General features: G+C 74.1%; 17 protein-coding genes. 10 read left to right on the top strand and 7 right to left on the bottom strand.

Annotation, left to right across the window (positions count from 1 at the left end; translation table 11 throughout):
• Nucleotides 1-122 precede the first annotated feature (122 nt).
• A complete protein-coding gene (locus AC067A_RS35115; RefSeq protein ID WP_402462658.1) occupies nucleotides 123-344 on the bottom strand; it encodes a hypothetical protein in 222 nt (73 codons plus the stop codon).
• Nucleotides 345-356: 12 nt separating this feature from the next.
• Nucleotides 357-1,628 carry an inorganic phosphate transporter gene (locus AC067A_RS35110; RefSeq protein WP_479247353.1) on the bottom strand — a complete coding sequence of 424 codons (1,272 nt, stop codon included), beginning with the start codon at nucleotides 1,626-1,628 and terminating at the stop codon, nucleotides 357-359.
• Between the two features lie 406 nt (nucleotides 1,629-2,034).
• Here AC067A_RS35110 and AC067A_RS35105 point away from each other — a divergent pair, with 406 nt between their 5' ends.
• Together AC067A_RS35105 and AC067A_RS35100 are read left to right on the top strand one after the other, a co-directional pair.
• Nucleotides 2,035-3,162, top strand: a complete 1,128-nt coding sequence (locus AC067A_RS35105; RefSeq protein WP_479247351.1) for an alpha/beta hydrolase — start codon at nucleotides 2,035-2,037, stop codon at nucleotides 3,160-3,162.
• A 114-nt stretch (nucleotides 3,163-3,276) separates the two neighbouring features.
• On the top strand, nucleotides 3,277-4,686 hold the full coding sequence (locus tag AC067A_RS35100; protein ID WP_479247349.1) for a hypothetical protein: 1,410 nt from the start codon (nucleotides 3,277-3,279) through the stop codon (nucleotides 4,684-4,686).
• Nucleotides 4,687-4,767: 81 nt separating this feature from the next.
• Here AC067A_RS35100 and AC067A_RS35095 read toward each other — a convergent pair whose 3' ends face one another.
• Both AC067A_RS35095 and ypfJ read right to left on the bottom strand, forming a co-directional pair.
• The gene (locus tag AC067A_RS35095; protein WP_479247347.1) at nucleotides 4,768-5,172 is read right to left on the bottom strand and encodes a VOC family protein; all 405 of its coding nucleotides are present in this window, start codon (nucleotides 5,170-5,172) and stop codon (nucleotides 4,768-4,770) included.
• Nucleotides 5,173-5,239: 67 nt separating this feature from the next.
• Complete coding sequence (gene ypfJ, locus AC067A_RS35090) at nucleotides 5,240-6,130, bottom strand: KPN_02809 family neutral zinc metallopeptidase (protein ID WP_479247344.1); 891 nt, start codon at nucleotides 6,128-6,130, stop codon at nucleotides 5,240-5,242.
• Between the two features lie 271 nt (nucleotides 6,131-6,401).
• On the opposite strand from ypfJ, the gene AC067A_RS35085 reads away from it, so the two are divergent.
• The 3 genes from AC067A_RS35085 to AC067A_RS35075 all read left to right on the top strand — a co-directional run bounded on the left by AC067A_RS35085 (nucleotide 6,402) and on the right by AC067A_RS35075 (nucleotide 9,532).
• Entirely contained in the window at nucleotides 6,402-8,000 is a 1,599-nt protein-coding gene (locus tag AC067A_RS35085; RefSeq protein WP_479247343.1) for an ABC-F family ATP-binding cassette domain-containing protein, read from the top strand.
• Between the two features lie 377 nt (nucleotides 8,001-8,377).
• Nucleotides 8,378-8,599 (top strand): helix-turn-helix domain-containing protein, encoded by a 222-nt coding sequence (locus AC067A_RS35080; RefSeq protein ID WP_024756249.1) that lies wholly within the window; start codon nucleotides 8,378-8,380, stop codon nucleotides 8,597-8,599.
• Between the two features lie 132 nt (nucleotides 8,600-8,731).
• Nucleotides 8,732-9,532, top strand: a complete 801-nt coding sequence (locus tag AC067A_RS35075; RefSeq protein ID WP_479247341.1) for an enoyl-CoA hydratase/isomerase family protein — start codon at nucleotides 8,732-8,734, stop codon at nucleotides 9,530-9,532.
• Nucleotides 9,533-9,545: 13 nt separating this feature from the next.
• Here AC067A_RS35075 and AC067A_RS35070 read toward each other — a convergent pair whose 3' ends face one another.
• The gene (locus AC067A_RS35070) at nucleotides 9,546-10,328 is read right to left on the bottom strand and encodes a hypothetical protein (RefSeq protein ID WP_479247340.1); all 783 of its coding nucleotides are present in this window, start codon (nucleotides 10,326-10,328) and stop codon (nucleotides 9,546-9,548) included.
• Between the two features lie 93 nt (nucleotides 10,329-10,421).
• On the opposite strand from AC067A_RS35070, the gene AC067A_RS35065 reads away from it, so the two are divergent.
• From AC067A_RS35065 to amaP, 5 genes are all read left to right on the top strand, one after another.
• Nucleotides 10,422-10,898: an Asp23/Gls24 family envelope stress response protein gene (locus tag AC067A_RS35065; protein ID WP_479247338.1), complete on the top strand. Its 477-nt coding sequence runs from the start codon at nucleotides 10,422-10,424 to the stop codon at nucleotides 10,896-10,898.
• Between the two features lie 42 nt (nucleotides 10,899-10,940).
• Nucleotides 10,941-11,132, top strand: coding sequence for a hypothetical protein (locus tag AC067A_RS35060; RefSeq protein ID WP_479247337.1), 192 nt, complete (start codon nucleotides 10,941-10,943; stop codon nucleotides 11,130-11,132).
• 6 nt (nucleotides 11,133-11,138) lie between these two features.
• Complete coding sequence (locus AC067A_RS35055) at nucleotides 11,139-11,483, top strand: Asp23/Gls24 family envelope stress response protein (protein ID WP_479247335.1); 345 nt, start codon at nucleotides 11,139-11,141, stop codon at nucleotides 11,481-11,483.
• Nucleotides 11,480-12,253 (top strand): DUF6286 domain-containing protein, encoded by a 774-nt coding sequence (locus tag AC067A_RS35050; protein ID WP_479247334.1) that lies wholly within the window; start codon nucleotides 11,480-11,482, stop codon nucleotides 12,251-12,253. The genes AC067A_RS35055 and AC067A_RS35050 overlap by 4 nt, the downstream gene beginning before the upstream one ends.
• 84 nt (nucleotides 12,254-12,337) lie before the next feature.
• Nucleotides 12,338-12,925: an alkaline shock response membrane anchor protein AmaP gene (gene amaP / locus AC067A_RS35045; RefSeq protein ID WP_479247332.1), complete on the top strand. Its 588-nt coding sequence runs from the start codon at nucleotides 12,338-12,340 to the stop codon at nucleotides 12,923-12,925.
• 94 nt (nucleotides 12,926-13,019) lie between these two features.
• Here the strand turns inward: amaP and AC067A_RS35040 are convergent, their stop codons facing one another.
• The gene (locus tag AC067A_RS35040; protein WP_479247330.1) at nucleotides 13,020-13,775 is read right to left on the bottom strand and encodes an SDR family oxidoreductase; all 756 of its coding nucleotides are present in this window, start codon (nucleotides 13,773-13,775) and stop codon (nucleotides 13,020-13,022) included.
• 4 nt (nucleotides 13,776-13,779) lie between these two features.
• A complete protein-coding gene (locus tag AC067A_RS35035; RefSeq protein WP_479247328.1) occupies nucleotides 13,780-15,564 on the bottom strand; it encodes a glycoside hydrolase family 15 protein in 1,785 nt (594 codons plus the stop codon).
• Between the last annotated feature and the right edge of the window lie 7 nt (nucleotides 15,565-15,571).

Genomic DNA, 15,571 nt, shown 5'->3' with positions numbered 1-15,571 from the left:
CGACTACCCCGGAAAAACCCCGGGGCCCGGGGGGGGGGGGGGGGGGGCGCCCCCCCCCCCCCCCGGGGGGGGGGGGGCCCCCCCCGGGGGGGCCCCCCCCCCGGCCGAGGTACCGGGGACCGTCAGACGACGATCAGGTAGATGCCGTACGCCACGGCCGCCAGGCACAGGGCGAAGCAGGCGTAGGCGCCGGTGCGGGCCAGGGTGGCGGAGCCTCCCTGGGCGGCGGCCTGCTCCTGCTTGGAGAGGCCGATGACGCCGAGGGTGAAGAGGCCCACCAGGGCGACGGTCGCCACGAGGCTGACTCCGAAGACGGAGCCGAGAGCTGCCCAGTCGATCTTCATGTCGTTGGTTCCTTACACCGCTGCGGCGGGGGCCGGGGGAGCGGCCGGGTCGATGGGAGCCGGCGCGGGGATGGTGGTCTTGAGGTCCTCGTCCGCGACGGCGGCGACGGAACCGGCCGGCGGCGGGGTGACGGCCGCGATCGCGGTGGTCACCACGCCCGCGGGCTCCGCGTCCGCGTCCAGGTCGTCGGCGGTGACGTTGTGCCGGTCGACCGGCTTGCGGCGGGACAGCGTCCAGATGACGGCCGAGCCGGCGACGAGCAGGATCGCGACGGCGGCGATGCCCCAGGTGCCCTGCTTGGTGAGGAACTCGGCGCCGGCGCCGACCAGGCCCGCGGCGGGCAGGGTCAGGCCCCAGGCGACGAACATCCGGGTCGCGGTCGACCAGCGGACGACACCGCCCTTGCGGCCGAGGCCGGCACCCATCACGGCACCCGAGCAGGACTGGGTGGTGGAGAGGGAGAAACCGAGGTGGGAGGAGGCCAGGATGACCGTGGCGGCGCTGGTCTGGGCGGCGAAGCCCTGCTGCGGCTTGAGGTCGGTGAGGCCCTTGCCCATGGTGCGGATGATGCGCCAGCCGCCGAGGTAGGTGCCGAGCGCGATGGCGACACCGGCGGAGACGACGACCCACAGGGGCGGGTTCGAGCCGGGGGAGACGACGCCCTGCGTGACCAGGGCGAGGGTGATGATGCCCATCGTCTTCTGCGCGTCGTTGGTGCCGTGGGCGAGGGAGACGAGACCGGCGGAGGCGATCTGGCCGACCCGGTAGCCCTTGGCGGTGTGCTTCTCGTCGGTCTTCGCGCCGAGCTTGAACGTCAGCCGGGTGGCCAGCATCGCGGCGAGGCCGGCGACGATCGGCGCGGCGACGGCCGGGATCAGGACCTTGGTGACGATGGTCGGGGCGTTCACGGCCGACCAGCCGGCCGACATGACCGCGGCGCCGATGAGACCGCCGAAGAGGGCGTGGGAGGAGCTGGACGGCAGGCCCAGGAGCCAGGTCAGCAGGTTCCACAGGATGGCGCCCACGAGCGCCGCGAAGATCACTTCTGTGCGAATGCCCTCTTCGTTGATGATCCCGCCGGAGATCGTCTTGGCGACCTCCACGGACAGGAACGCGCCGACGAGGTTCAGCACGGCGGACATGGCCACCGCCGTCTTGGGCTTGAGTGCACCGGTCGAGATGGTCGTGGCCATCGCGTTGGCGGTGTCGTGGAAACCGTTCGTGAAATCGAACACGAGAGCTGTCACGACCACAATGGCGAGCAGCAGCGTGATGTGTTCCATTTACCCAGGCAATCGTTTGACGTCAGTGGCTCGTCGAACGTAAGCAACCTGGGTGAACGGAAGATGAACTGGGGCGGGCGGCGTGGTGTCCCTATCCGGTGTCAAGAGATTCCGCTTAGGCCCCGGACGGCGAACCTGTCCACGATGCGGTCGCCCCGCAACCCCGGGTAATCCGGGCCGTTGCCGGGCACATGCGACCTGCCCCGGTTCGTCCCCCGCCACCCCGTTCCGGTCCCTGGACGGGACCATCCGACCGGGGGACCCCGTCGAGGAGACCCACGTCACTCCCCCGGGAGCCCCGGGCACCCGCCGGGACGGTCCCGACGACCCCGGCGGCGACCGGCCCCGCTGCCCCGCCCGGGTCCGTCCGGTGGCACCCCGCCGCCGCCCTGCCGACACTGGGAGCGTGCGCCCGGCTACAGCGACGGCAGCGGCCGTCACCACCCTGATCGGTGTCGGCGCGGTCGTGGTAGCGGCCGGCCGGTACGCCAGCGACGTCGCCCTCAAGGCGCCGCCCGGACGTCCCCTGCCCGGAGACCCCAGACTCACCGTGCACGCCACGGGACCCGAACGGGTCACCCTCACCCGCAGCCTCGCCTCGCTGCGCCCCGGCACGTACGGCATGGAGGCCCCCGGCCTGCACGCCGTCGTCGGCCCCGTCCTCGACCGCGTCCCGCACACCGCCGACACCGTCGTCCGGCGCCTGGAACGGGTCGAGCTCGGCACCCCGGGACCCGGCGCCCGCGTCCGCCTCACCCCCCAGCTGCACCGCGGGACCCCGGCCACCGCCCTCGGCCTGCCCCACGAGGACCTGGAGATGCCCGGCGAGCTCGGCCCCCTGCCGGCCTGGCTGGTCCACGCCCCGCGCTCCACCTGGGTGATCGCCCTGCACGGTCTCGGCACCACCCGCGAGCACCCGCTGAACCTCGTCCCCTTCTACAACCGCCGCAAGATCCCCGTCCTCGTCCCCGCCTACCGCGGCGACGAGGGCGCGCCCCCCTCCCCGGAGGGCCTCGCCCACCTCGGCGACTCCGAGTGGCGGGACGTCGACGCCGCCATCCGCTACGCGGTGCGCCGCGGCGCCGACCAGGTCGTCCTGCACGGCTGGGGGCCCGGCGCCTCGATGGCGCTGCGGGCCGCCGCCGAGTCCGGGGTCCGCGACCGGATCGCCGGCCTCGTCCTCGACTCCCCGGTCCTCGACTGGGAGGCCACCCTCCGCAACGTCGCCGCGGCGCGCCACGTCCCCGGCCCGCTGCTGCCGCTCGCCGTCCGCGCGGCCCAGGGCAGGACCGGCCCGCACGCCGACCTCCTGCGGGCCGCGTCGGGACCGGACGCCCTGCGGGTCCCGGTCCTCCTCCTGCACGGCCCCGACGACACCCTCGCCCCCTGGGAGCCGTCGGTCGAACTCGCCGCCCGCCGCCCCGACCTGGTCAGCCTCCAGACCGTCCGGCAGGCCCCGCACGCGGCGATGTGGAACGCCGACCCGGTCCGCTACGAGGAGTCCCTGCGCCGCTTCCTCACCCCGCTGCTCTGACGGCACCCGGAGGAACGCCCCGGGAGGCCGCCCCGAACGGCGGTTCGGCGGTCGTTCTGACGGGGCTGCGGATTCCGATTGGGCTTTCGGGCCGTCAGCGGGAAGACTGCCCCCGTGACGTCTCGAAAGCCCGATGAACCATTGGCGCGCAACTCCAGACTCCGACTCGTCCGCCCACGGGCGCTGGCCACCGCCCGACGGGCCGTGACGACCCGGCGCACCCGGCCGGCGCCGCGGCCGCCCGAGGGCACTCCGCCCCGCGCGGAACTCGCCCGCCAGGCCCGGCAGGTCCTCGCCGACGCCGTACGGCTCGCCCGCTGGGCCGCCGTGGAGCGCGGGACCGAGACCGCCCTCCGCACCGGCGCGGAACCCGCCCCCGCCCGGGAACGGGCCGCGGCCGCACTGGACCTGACGCCCGGCCAGGTCCGGGCCTGCTGGGACCGCGCCCGGCTGGCCGGCCTCGTCGAACTGCACGGCGACACCGTCCGCCCCGGCTGGCGGCTGCACGCCTGGGACCGTGACGACTCCGCCGTGCTGCGCGGCTGGGTCGCCCTCTTCGACGCCTGGTCCCTGGTCCACTCGGCGCCCGAGGGAGTCGAGCCGAGCGCCGTCGCCGAGGTCGTCGAGGCCGTCCCGCAGGTCCTCTCGCTGCTCCAGCTCTCCCAGGGACCGGTCCTCGTCCCGGTCCTCCTCGACCTCCTCGGCCAGCGGGTCGAGGAACTCCGCGAGGAGCGCTGCGAGGTCCCCGCCGCCGGACCCGCCCCCGAGGCCGGGGGCGCCCCCGGCACCGCCGGGCTCCCCACCCTCCTCGACTGGGCGCTCGAAGGGCTCGCCGCCGTCGGCGCGCTCACCCTCGACCCCGGCGCGGACGGACGTCACGCCACCCTGACCCCGCTCGGCAACTGGGCGGTGTGGGTCAAGCTGGAGCAGATCTGCGTCGCCGCGCAGAGCCCCGCGGGCAACATCGAGCAGTCCGCCGAGGACATGCTCCGCGGCTGCGCCCGGCTCACCCCGGGCCCGGCCCGCGACGAGTACCGCGCCTGGCTCGCGGCCCGGACCCTGTCCAGCGCCGTGACCGAGCTCCTCGCCGTCGCCCGCGGCGAGGACGCCCTGCTGCGCGGGCTCGCCTTCGAGGCGCTCCGGGTCGTCGGGGCCCCCGCCGAGGCGGAGGTCAGGGCCACCGTCGCCGAGCCCTCGCTGCGCCCGTACGCGCTGCTGTGGCTCGCCGAGTACGACGGCGCCGACCCCGACGACGCGCAGGAGGTGCTCACCCGCGAGGAGGCCACCTGGCTCTGGGTGGACACCGCGGCGGCCGTCGCCGACCACGGCGAGAGCGCGCTGCTCGTCCGCCACCTCGACTCCGCCGTGCAGGGCACGGTCCCGGCCCTGCTCGACGAGGTCAGGGCCGTCGGCCACCCCCGTACCGTCCAGGTGCTGGTCGCCCTCGCCGCCGCCCACCCGGACCCGGCGCTGGCCAAGGCGGTCCGCCGGGCCGCCTTCCAGGTCCACACCGGGGGTGCCTGAGCCGGGGCGCGTCCGGCCGTTCGCGCCGGGTCCGGCCCTCCGGCCCGGCCCGACGCGAACGGCCGGACCGGGCCCGGGCGGTCAGCCCGCCGCCGCTCCGGGGGCGTAGGTGCCGAAGCTCCACACGTTGCCCTCGGCGTCCCGGGCGGTGTAGTCCCGGGAGCCGTACTCCTGGTCCGTCGGCGGCATCACGATCTCGACGCCGTGCGCCACGGCCCGGGCGTGGTGCTCGTCCACGTCGTCCACGCGCACGTACACCGCGACGGGTCCGGCCCCGGCCATGAGCTTGTCGAAGTCGGTGCCGCTGCCCTTGCTGCCGAGCATCACCATGCCGTTCCCGCAGGCGAGCTCGGCGTGCATCACGCGGCCGTCCTCGCCCTCGTAGACGGCGTGCTCGGCGAAACCGAAGGCCTCCGTCAGCTGCCTGACCGCCGCCTTCGCGTCCTCGTACCGCAGGGCCGGACAGATGTCGGGCGTGTCAGCCATCCCGATCGCTTCCTCTCGTGCAGCCGAACGTGACCTGGATCTCAGTCTGGCAGCCGCCGCTGGCAAGTCAGCGGAAGGTGTCGCACTGGGCCATGTCGCCGGTCCGGTACCCCCGGTAGAACCACTGCTGCCGCTGCGCCGCCGAGCCGTGCGTCCAGTTCTCCGGCGTCACGCGGCCCTGGAACCGCTCCTGGATCCGGTCGTCGCCCACCGCGGCCGCCGCGTCCAGGCCGTCCCGGATGTCGTCGTCGGTGAGCCGGGTCAGCAGCGGCCGGCCCGTCCTGTCGTCGGGGGTGGTCGTCGCGTGGCGCGCCCAGACGCCGGCGTAGCAGTCGGCCTGGAGCTCGACCCGTACGGCGTTGGAGTTCGCGCCCGTCCGGCCGTCCTGGGCGCGGCCGAGGGTCCCCATCAGGTTCTGGACGTGGTGGCCGTACTCGTGCGCGACCACGTACGCCTGGGCGAAGGGGCCGCCGTTCGAGCCGAACGTGGTGCGCAGCTCGTCGAAGAAGCCCAGGTCCAGGTAGACCTGCCGGTCGCCGGGGCAGTAGAAGGGCCCCGCCGCGGAGGTCGCCGACCCGCACGCGGTCCCGACCCGCTGGGTGAACATGACGGTGGCGGCGCTCCCGTAGGTGCCGCCGCGGCGCGCGTACTCGGCCCGCCAGAAGTCCTGGACGCTGTTGACGACGGCGACGATCCGGCAGTCCTCGCGGGTGTTGGCGTCCGAGCCCTTCCGGCAGGTCCGGCTCACCTGGGTCGCGGACGAGGAGCTGGCCGCCGGCTCGTCGCCGCCGCCGGAGAGTCCGAGCTGGTCGGGGCCCACGCCGAAGAGGACGCCCAGGATCAGTGCGACGAGTCCGATGACGCCGCCGCCGACGGTCGCCCTGCCGCCCGGGATGCGGCTGCCGCGGGCGTCCCGCACCTCCGAGGTGTCCAGGTCGGCGTCGTCGTCGAACTGCACGGTCCACCACCCTCCGCGTCACTGCCGCGGCAGTGGCCGCCGCCCTGCGCCGAGTATCGAATGATCTCGACCACATCGCCCCTTTTGGGCGCCATTGGTCGGCAATGATGGAGAAGGTCCCGTGGTGCCCTCGTGCCCCACATGGCCGAAAACCAGTTGCAGAAGCCCGTTAGACTGGCTGTATGGCCATTCTCCTTTGGGTGCATTAGCGGCGTCGAAGCCCGCCACCAGTCGTCCTTCCGCCGTTTCCCCACCGCCCTGGAGTCTGTCCGTGATCACCGCTTCCGGCATCGAGCTGCGCGCCGGCGCCCGCGTCCTCATCGAATCCGCCTCGTTCCGCATCGCCAAGGGCGACCGCATCGGCCTCGTCGGCCGCAACGGAGCGGGCAAGACCACCCTCACCAAGTGCCTCGCGGGCGAGGGCCAGCCCGCCGCCGGTGCCATCGCCCGCTCCGGCGAGGTCGGCTACCTCCCGCAGGACCCGCGCACCGGCGACCTCGACGTCCTGGCCCGCGACCGCATCCTCTCCGCCCGCGGCCTCGACGCCCTCATCAAGAAGATGCGGGCGAACGAGGAGCGCATCGCCACCGGCTCCGGCGCCACCCGCGACAAGGCGATGAGGCAGTACGAGCGCCAGGAGACCGAGTTCCTCACCAAGGGCGGCTACGCGGCCGAGGCCGAGGCCTCCACCATCGCCGCCGCCCTCGGCCTGCCCGACCGGGTCATGGGCCAGCCGCTGCACACCCTCTCCGGTGGTCAGCGCCGCCGCGTCGAGCTCGCCCGGATCCTCTTCTCGGACGCCGACACGCTCCTCCTGGACGAGCCCACGAACCACCTCGACGCCGACTCCATCGTCTGGCTCCGGGACTACCTGAAGACCTACCGCGGCGGCTTCATCGTCATCTCCCACGACGTCGACCTCGTCGAGACCGTGGTCAACAAGGTCTTCTACCTGGACGCCAACCGCTCCACGATCGACGTCTACAACATGGGCTGGAAGCTCTACCAGCAGCAGCGCGAGGCCGACGAGAAGCGCCGCAAGCGCGAGCGCCAGAACGCCGAGAAGAAGGCCGCCGCCCTCAACTCGCAGGCCGACAAGATGCGCGCCAAGGCCACCAAGACCGTCGCCGCGCAGAACATGGCCAAGCGCGCCGAGCGGCTGCTCTCCGGCCTCGAGGCCGTCCGCGTCTCCGACAAGGTCGCCAAGCTGCGCTTCCCGGAGCCCGCGCCCTGCGGCAAGACCCCGCTGACCGCCGAGGGGCTCTCGAAGTCCTACGGCTCGCTGGAGATCTTCACCGACGTGGACCTCGCCATCGACAAGGGCTCCCGCGTCGTCATCCTCGGCCTCAACGGCGCCGGCAAGACGACCCTGCTGCGCCTCCTCGGCGGCGTGGAGAAGCCCGACACGGGCCAGGTCACCCCCGGCCACGGCCTGAAGCTCGGCTACTACGCCCAGGAGCACGAGACGCTCGACCCCGAGCGGACCGTCCTGGAGAACATGCGCTCGGCCGCGCCCGACCTCGACCTCGTCGAGGTGCGCAAGACGCTCGGCTCCTTCCTGTTCTCCGGCGACGACGTCGACAAGCCGGCCGGGGTGCTCTCCGGCGGCGAGAAGACCCGTCTCGCGCTGGCGACCCTGGTCGTCTCCTCGGCCAACGTGCTGCTGCTCGACGAGCCGACGAACAACCTGGACCCGGCCAGCCGCGAGGAGATCCTCGGCGCCCTGCGGACGTACAAGGGCGCCGTCGTCCTCGTCACCCACGACGAGGGCGCCGTCGAGGCGCTCGACCCGGAGCGGATCATCCTGCTCCCGGACGGCGTTGAGGACCTGTGGGGCGCGGACTACGCGGACCTGGTGGCCCTGGCCTGACCCGGCCGACGGCCCCGGATGCGCCCGAAGGGGTGCTTCCGGGGACCGGATCGATCATGTAGAGCTGGATCATTCGGCTCATCGGTGATCCTTCATCTGAGTGAGGGTCTCTGGTACATCCCGGCGCGGTGCTCTGCTGAATCCTTCCGGCAGACCCGCGCCGTACGTGTGTTCCCACGGCGCCGCTGACCTGGCACTTCCCGTCCCGACCCGTACGGATGGGGCGCCCCGCGCCTGCGGAATGGAAGGTTCCGTCTGTGACGACGCCGTACTCCTCCGCAAACCCGGCGGCACGGACCTTGTCGAATGGGTGGCCAGGAGGCCGGGGAGGGGTGATCATGAGAAGTCCAGAGCGCACTTCCCATGAGGAGGCACGGGTGGCCGAGACTCTGAAGAAGGGCAGCCGGGTGACCGGCGCCGCGCGCGACAAGCTCGCGGCAGACCTGAAGAAGAAGTACGACTCCGGTGCGAGCATCCGGGCGCTGGCCGAGGAAACCGGCCGCTCCTACGGATTCGTCCATCGGATGCTCAGTGAGTCCGGAGTCACGCTGCGTGGTCGCGGTGGAGCGACACGGGGCAAGAAGGCGGCTTCGGTCTGACATCGGGGCGGCTCGACCGGGCCACCGGGTCTCTCGGTGGCCACCCGGTCGGCCCTGCGGTCGACCAGGTGGTTACTGTGCAGTCACTTAGCATTTCGCATGCAGTGCTGCACCGGAACCGGAGGCGCCCCCATGACTACGCTCGAAGACTCTGAGCTCGTATTCGACAAGGACGGTGTACGGCTCACCGTCGAAGACGCCGTTGCCACGGTGACCCTGACCAACCCGGCGAAGCGCAACGCTCAGTCTCCCGCTCTGTGGCGGGCGTTGACGGAAGCCGGCCGGTCACTCCCGGGCAGCGTGCGGGTCGTCGTCCTGCGCGGTGAGGGCAAGTCCTTCTCCGCCGGGCTCGACCGGCAGGCGTTCACGCCCGAGGGCTTCGACGGAGAGCCGTCCTTCCTCGACCTCGCGCGCGGTTCCGACGCGGACCTCGACGCGGTCATCGCCGAGTACCAGGAGGCGTTCACCTGGTGGCGCCGCAGCGACATCGTGTCGATCGCGGCCGTCCAGGGACACGCCATCGGCGCCGGCTTCCAGCTCGCCCTCGCGTGCGACCTGCGGGTCGTCGCCGAGGACGTGCAGTTCGCCATGCGCGAGACCAGCCTGGGCCTCGTCCCGGACCTCACCGGGACGCACCCGCTCGTCTCGCTCGTCGGCTACGCCCGCGCGCTCGAGATCTGTGCCACCGGCCGCTTCGTCCACGCGGACGAGGCCGAGCGCATCGGTCTCGCCAACCTGTCCGTCCCCGTCGACGAGCTCGACGCGGCCGTACGGGACCTCGGCGCCGCCCTGCTCGCGGCGCCCCGCGACGCGGTCACCGAGACCAAGGCGCTGCTCCGGGGCGCCTCCGGCCGCTCCTACGAGGAGCAGCGCACCGCCGAGCGCGCCGCGCAGGCCCGCCGCCTGCGCGACCTCGCCGGCCTCGGCGACTGACGCACGCGCGCGTTCAGCGCACTTCCGACACCAGCACCGTGACCGCGGTCGCCCCACCGGCGGCCGCGGTCGCGGCGCTCCGGGCGGCCCGGGCGACGTCCAGCGGCCGTCGACCCGCCGTCACGGCCAGCTCGACCCGCACGCGACCCTCAGGGTCCCGGCGCACCGGGTGTCCCAGGGCGTCCGTCACACCCGCCACGCCCTCGACGCGCAGGACCGCGAGCGCCACCGGGTCGTCCGTCGCCGGTGAGGTCCGGCCCGGCGGGGGAACGGCCGGTCCGGCCGGCGGCGGCGCCGCGTCGAGCAGGTCCGTCACCCGCAGGTCCACGCTCGCCACGGGGAGCCCGAGCCCGTCCGCCGCCCCGAGCAGCGCCGACCGCAGCTCCTCGGCCAGCTCCGGCAGCGGACGGCCCGCCACCGCCGCGAACTCCGCGGTGATCCGCAGCGGCCCCGGCGGCAGACCGCCCGGCGGCACCGGAAGCGCCTCCGGAGCGGCAGCCGCCACCCCGGACACCCGCTCGACACCCGGAACGTCCTCCGGCCTGAAGCCCGGCTCGGCCTCCGGCCCGGGGCCCGGAACGTCCTCCGGCCCGGGGCCCGGTTCGGCGTCAGGGGCCGGCCGGACCCGGAGTTCGCCGGGGACCACCCCCCTTACGGCCGAAGCGGCGCGGTCCAGAAATGTCCGCGCGGCCCGCTCGGTGATCCACGCGCCGTCCTCCGGCGTTCCCAGGGGCAGCAGCCTGCCCGGCGCGAGGCGGTCTCGCACCGCCGTCGCCCAACCCTCACCAGTCGTCATTCCCCCAGCCTGCCGTATCCCTGGAGCGAATCGGGGCAAGCGCCCTTAGTGTGGGCGAGGAACCCCGAAATATCACAGAAGGGGCGAAAAGTAATGACTGACACCACTTCCTCGGGAAACCCCGGGTCCGACGAACAGCGCCGGACCAGCGTGACCAAGCGCGGCGGCGGCGCCCCGGCCTCACGGGGCCGGACCACCATCGCCGACGGCGTCGTCGAGAAGATCGCCGGTCTCGCCGCACGTGACGTCTCCGGCGTCCATGCCATGGGCAGCGGACTCTCCCGCACCTTCGGCGCCGTGCGCGACCGGGTGCCGGGCGGGGGCGGCGGCAAGGCGAGCGTCACCCGCGGGGTGAAGGCCGAGGTCGGCGAGGTCCAGACCGCGCTCGACCTGGAGATCGTCATCGACTACGGCGTCTCGATCAACGACGTCGCGGGCGACGTCAGGGAGAACGTCATCGCCGCCGTCGAGCGGATGACCGGCCTCGAAGTCGTCGAGGTCAACATCGCGGTCAGCGACGTGAAGCTGCCCGACGAAGAGGAAGAGGAGCCGGAGTCCCGGCTCCAGTAGTCGCCGACCCCTCGGCGGCACGGGCACGGAAGGGGCTCAGGAATGAGCATGGCGATGGTCGGCCTGATGGCCGGCATGGCCCTCGGATTCGCCGGATACTTCGGCGGCTTCGGGGCGTTTCTCCTGGTCGCGGCCTTGGGCGCGATCGGCTTCGTGGCCGGTCGGTTCGTGGACGGCGACCTCGAACCCGGCGACCTGTTCCGGGGCCGCGAACGCGGCGACCGGCGGCGGTGACGCCGGGTGGTGACGGACCTGGCGCGCGACCGGGGGGCGACGAGGATCGCCGACCGGGTCGTCGCGAAGATCGCCGCCCAGGCGGCCAGAGAGGCCCTCGACGCCGTACCCGAGGGCGGCTCCCGGCCGCACGCCTCGGTCGTCGTCCACCGGGACGTCGCCCGGGTCTCGATCAGTCTCGAACTCGACTACCCCTCCGACGTCGGCCGCCAGTGCGGGGCCGTGCGGGGCCGGGTCCGCACCCGGGTCGAGGAACTCGCCGGCATGGAGGTCCACGAGGTGGCCGTCCACGTCGAGCGACTCCACTCCCCGCTCACCCGCCAGGCCGCCCACCGGGATCGCCTCTCATGACCCACACTCCGCAACCGCCCCCCGCCGACGACCCCCGGCCCGCGAACGCCGGGCCACCGGGCCCGACGAGCGGTGCCGGACCCCCGGACCCCGGGAACCCGGAACACGGCGACCCCGGCCGCCGCGCCGGGCCCGCCGGCCCGGGCCCCCTGCCCGCCTCCGGCCCCGGAGGCGCCGACCCCGGCGCCCCCGGTCCCGTGCCCGTCCTCGCGGACGCCCCGGCGGCCCGCGTCCGCCGCTTCTGGGCGGTGCGCCGCATCCCCGCGGCGCTGCTCGCGGCGGTCGTCCTCGGCGGGGCCGGGCTGCTCCTGTACGACGTGGCCGCCGTGCGGGCCGACCACACGGCGATGGCGTGGCGGCGGGAGCTCGCCGACGCCCTCGCGACCCGGCCCCTCGACAGCACGGGGGTCGTCGTCGGCGCGGCCGTCGCCGTGGTCCTCGGCCTCTGGCTGCTGCTCCTGGCCGCCACGCCCGGACTGCGGGCGGTGCTCCCCATGCGGCGCGAGCACGACGACGTCCGCGCGGGCCTCGACCGCGAGGCCGCGGCCCTGACCCTGCGCGACCGGGCGATGGAGGTCTCCGGCGTGCAGTCGGTCCAGGTGCGCGTCGGCCGCTCCAAGGCCACCGTGCGGGCGCTCTCCCACTTCCGGGCGCTCGACGAGGTCCGTGCCGACGTCGAGCGGGTCCTCGCCACCGGGGTCGACGAACTCGGCCTCGCCCGCCCGCCCGCGCTGACGGTACGGGTGACGCGCCCGCCCAGGAAGAAGTGAGCCGATGAGACCTCGGGACCCGGGCAGCCTTCTGCCGATCATGCCGGGCTCGTCGGCAGGACACCCCCAAGAAGGGAGGAGACGGTGACCGTCGTCCTCCGGCGCGTCAACCGCGCCCTGCTCGGGCTCGCCGGGCTGCTCCTCGTCGTCGGCGGCGGAGCGGTGCTCGCCGCCGCCCTCGACCTGTCCGTGCCGTCCTGGTGGCCCTGGTCGGGCCCCGCCGACGTGCTGCTGTCCACCGCCGACCGGCAGCGCTGGCGCGGCGAGGGCTGGTGGTGGCCGGTGGTCATCGCCGCCCTCGGGGTGATCGTCCTGCTCGCCCTGTGGTGGCTGCTCGTCCAGTTCCGGCGGGCCCGGCTCGCCGAGGTCCTCGTGGACACCGGCGACGGCGAGGAGGCGATCCTGCGCGGCCGGGCGCTGGAGGGCGTCCTGGAGGCGGACGCCGTCGCCCAGGAGGGCGTGGCCAGGGCCCGGGTCTCCCTCACCGGCCGCCGCACCGCTCCCCGGACCCGCGTCGCCCTGCTTCTGGAGCCGTACGCCTCCCCGGGCGACGCCCTGACGACCCTCAGCACCGAGGCCCTCGCCCACGCCCGTACGTCGACGGGCCTGCCCGCTCTGCCGACCGAGGCACGCCTGCGGGCGGCCAAGCACCGGGCCCGCCGCGTGACCTGACAAGGCGTGGGGCCGGCCCGTATCCGGACCGGCCCCACGGCTGTTCAGAGGCGACCACGCCACGGCGGCCCGGAAGCCGCCGCCACGCACCGGCTCAGAAGCCGCTGCGCGCCCCGCCGTCGACCGGGAGCATCAGCCCGGTCAGGTAGGAGGCGGCGGGCGACAGCAGGAACGCGGCCGACCGCCCGAACTCCTCCGGGGTGCCGTAGCGGCGCAGCGGGATCCGGGCCTCGTTCGCCGCGCGGGACGCCTCCGCGTCGCCGGAGAGCGCGTCGAGCGAGCGGACCCGGTCCGTGTCGATCCGGCTGGGCAGCAGGCCGATGACCCGGATGCCGCGCGGGCCCAGGTCGTTGGCGAGGGACTTGGCGAAGCCGGCGAGGCCGGGACGCAGCCCGTTGGAGATGGTCAGGCCGGGGATGGGCTCGTGGACCGAGCCGGACAGCACGAAACCGATCACCCCGCCCTCGGTGAGCGCCTCGGCGGCCGCGCGGGCCAGCCGTACCGCGCCGAGGAAGACCGTGTCGAACGCGGCCGTCCACTGCTCGTCGGTGTTGTCGGCCCCGAAGCCGGGGGCCGGGCCGCCGACGCTGATCAGGATGCCGTCGAAGGCGCCGAACCGGGCCCGTGCCTCGGCGATCAGCCGGGCCGGGGTCTGCGGGTCGGCGTTGTCGGCGGCGATCCCGGCCGCGCCCTCGCCCAGTTCGGCCACCGCGTCGGCGACCGCCTTCTCCTCGCGCCCGGTGATCAGCACCCGGGCGCCCTCCGCGAGCAGCGCCTCCGCGGAGGCCCGGCCGAGCCCTCGCGTCGCGCCGGTCACTACGTACACACGGTCCTTCAGTCCAAGATCCATGGCCCTATCCTGCCGTCTCCGGTTCGGCGAGCGCGAAGGCGGTCCCCACCAGGCCGATGTGGCTGAACGCCTGCGGGAAGTTGCCCAGCTGGCGCCCGGTCGCCGGGTCGTACTCCTCCGCGAGCAGCCCCACGTCGCTGGTGAGCGCGACCAGCCGGTCGAAGAGCTCGCGGGCCTCGTCGGCCCGCCCGGTCATCTGCAGGGCGTCCGCGAGCCAGAACGAGCAGACGAGGAACGTGCCCTCCTGCCCCGGCAGCCCGTCGACGGCCCCCGAGTCGACGCTGTAGCGCCGTACGAACCCGCCCTGTGTCAGCTCGGCCCGCACCGCGTCCACCGTTCCCACCACCCGGGGGTCGTCCGGCGGCAGGAAGCCGACGCGGGGGATGAGCAGGGTGGCGGCGTCCAGCTCCCGGGAACCGTACGCCTGGGTGAAGGTGTTGCGCACCGGGTCGTACGCCAGGGCGCACACCTGGGCGTGGATCTCGTCCCGCAGGGTCCGCCACCGCGCCGCGTCCCCCGGCAGCGAGGGGTCGGCCTCCAGGGTGCGGACCGCGCGGTCGGCGGCGACCCAGGCCATCACCTTCGAGTGGGTGAAGTGGCGGCGCGGCCCGCGCACCTCCCACAGCCCCTCGTCGGGCTCCCGCCAGGTCGACTCCAGGAAGCCGAGGAGGCTGAGCTGGAGGTTCCAGGCGTGCCGCTCCGGAGGGATGCCGGCCTCGCGGGCGCGGTGGAGCGAGTCCATGACCTCGCCGTACACGTCGAGCTGGAACTGGTCCACGGCCGCGTTCCCGGTGCGCACCGGCGCCGAGTCGGCGTAGCCGCGCAGCCACGGCAGGGTCGTCTCGGGGAGCCGGCGCTCGCCGGCGGGGCCGTACATGATCTGGAGGTCGGCGGGGTCGCCGGCGACGGAGCGGAGCAGCCAGTCCCGCCAGGCGGCGGCCTCCTCGACGTATCCGGCGGCGAGGAGCGCGCCGAGGGTGAGGGAGGAGTCGCGCAGCCAGCAGGCGCGGTAGTCCCAGTTCCGTACGCCGCCGAGCTCCTCCGGCAGCGAGGTGGTGGGGGCGGCCATGATCCCGCCCGTGGGGGCGTAGGTGAGGGCCTTGAGGGTGATCAGGGAGCGCATCACCGCGTCCCGGTGGGGGCCTTCGTAGGTGCAGCGGGCGGACCAGTCCCGCCAGTCCGCCAGGGTGTGCTCCAAAGCCTCGTAGGGGTCGACGAGTTCCGGGCGCGGCTCGTGCGACGGGTGCCAGGTCAGCACGAAGGCGACCCGCCGGCCGGCGTCGACGGTGAAGGAGGAGCAGGTGGAGAACTGCTGGCCCCAGGTCTTGACGTGGGGTTCGCTGCGCAGCCAGACCGCGTCGGGGCCGGCGATCGCGACCCGGTGGTCGTCGGCGCGGCGCACCCAGGGCACGACCGAGCCGTAGTCGAAGCGCAGCCGCAGGACGGCGCTCATCTCGACGCTCCCGCTGATCCCCTCGACGATCCGCATCACGTCGGGGGCCCGGTCCCGCTGGGGCATGAAGTCGACGACCTTGACGGTGCCCGAGCGGGTCTCCCAGTACGTCTCCAGGACGAGGGAGTCCTCGGCGTAGCGGCGGCTCGTACAGGTCGTGGCGCCCTTGGGGGCGAGCCGCCAGTGGCCGTTGTTCTCGTCGCCGAGGATCGCGGCGAAGCAGGCGGCGGAATCGAAGCGGGGCAGACACAGCCAGTCGACCGACCCGTCGCGGCCGACGAGCGCGGCGGTCTGGAGATCGCCGATGAGGGCGTAGTCGTCGATACGTTGCGTCACGCTTTGG

The sequence above is a fragment of the Streptomyces sp. NPDC043176 genome, assembly GCF_056436715.1.
This window is presented reverse-complemented; position numbering and strand designations above follow the sequence as displayed.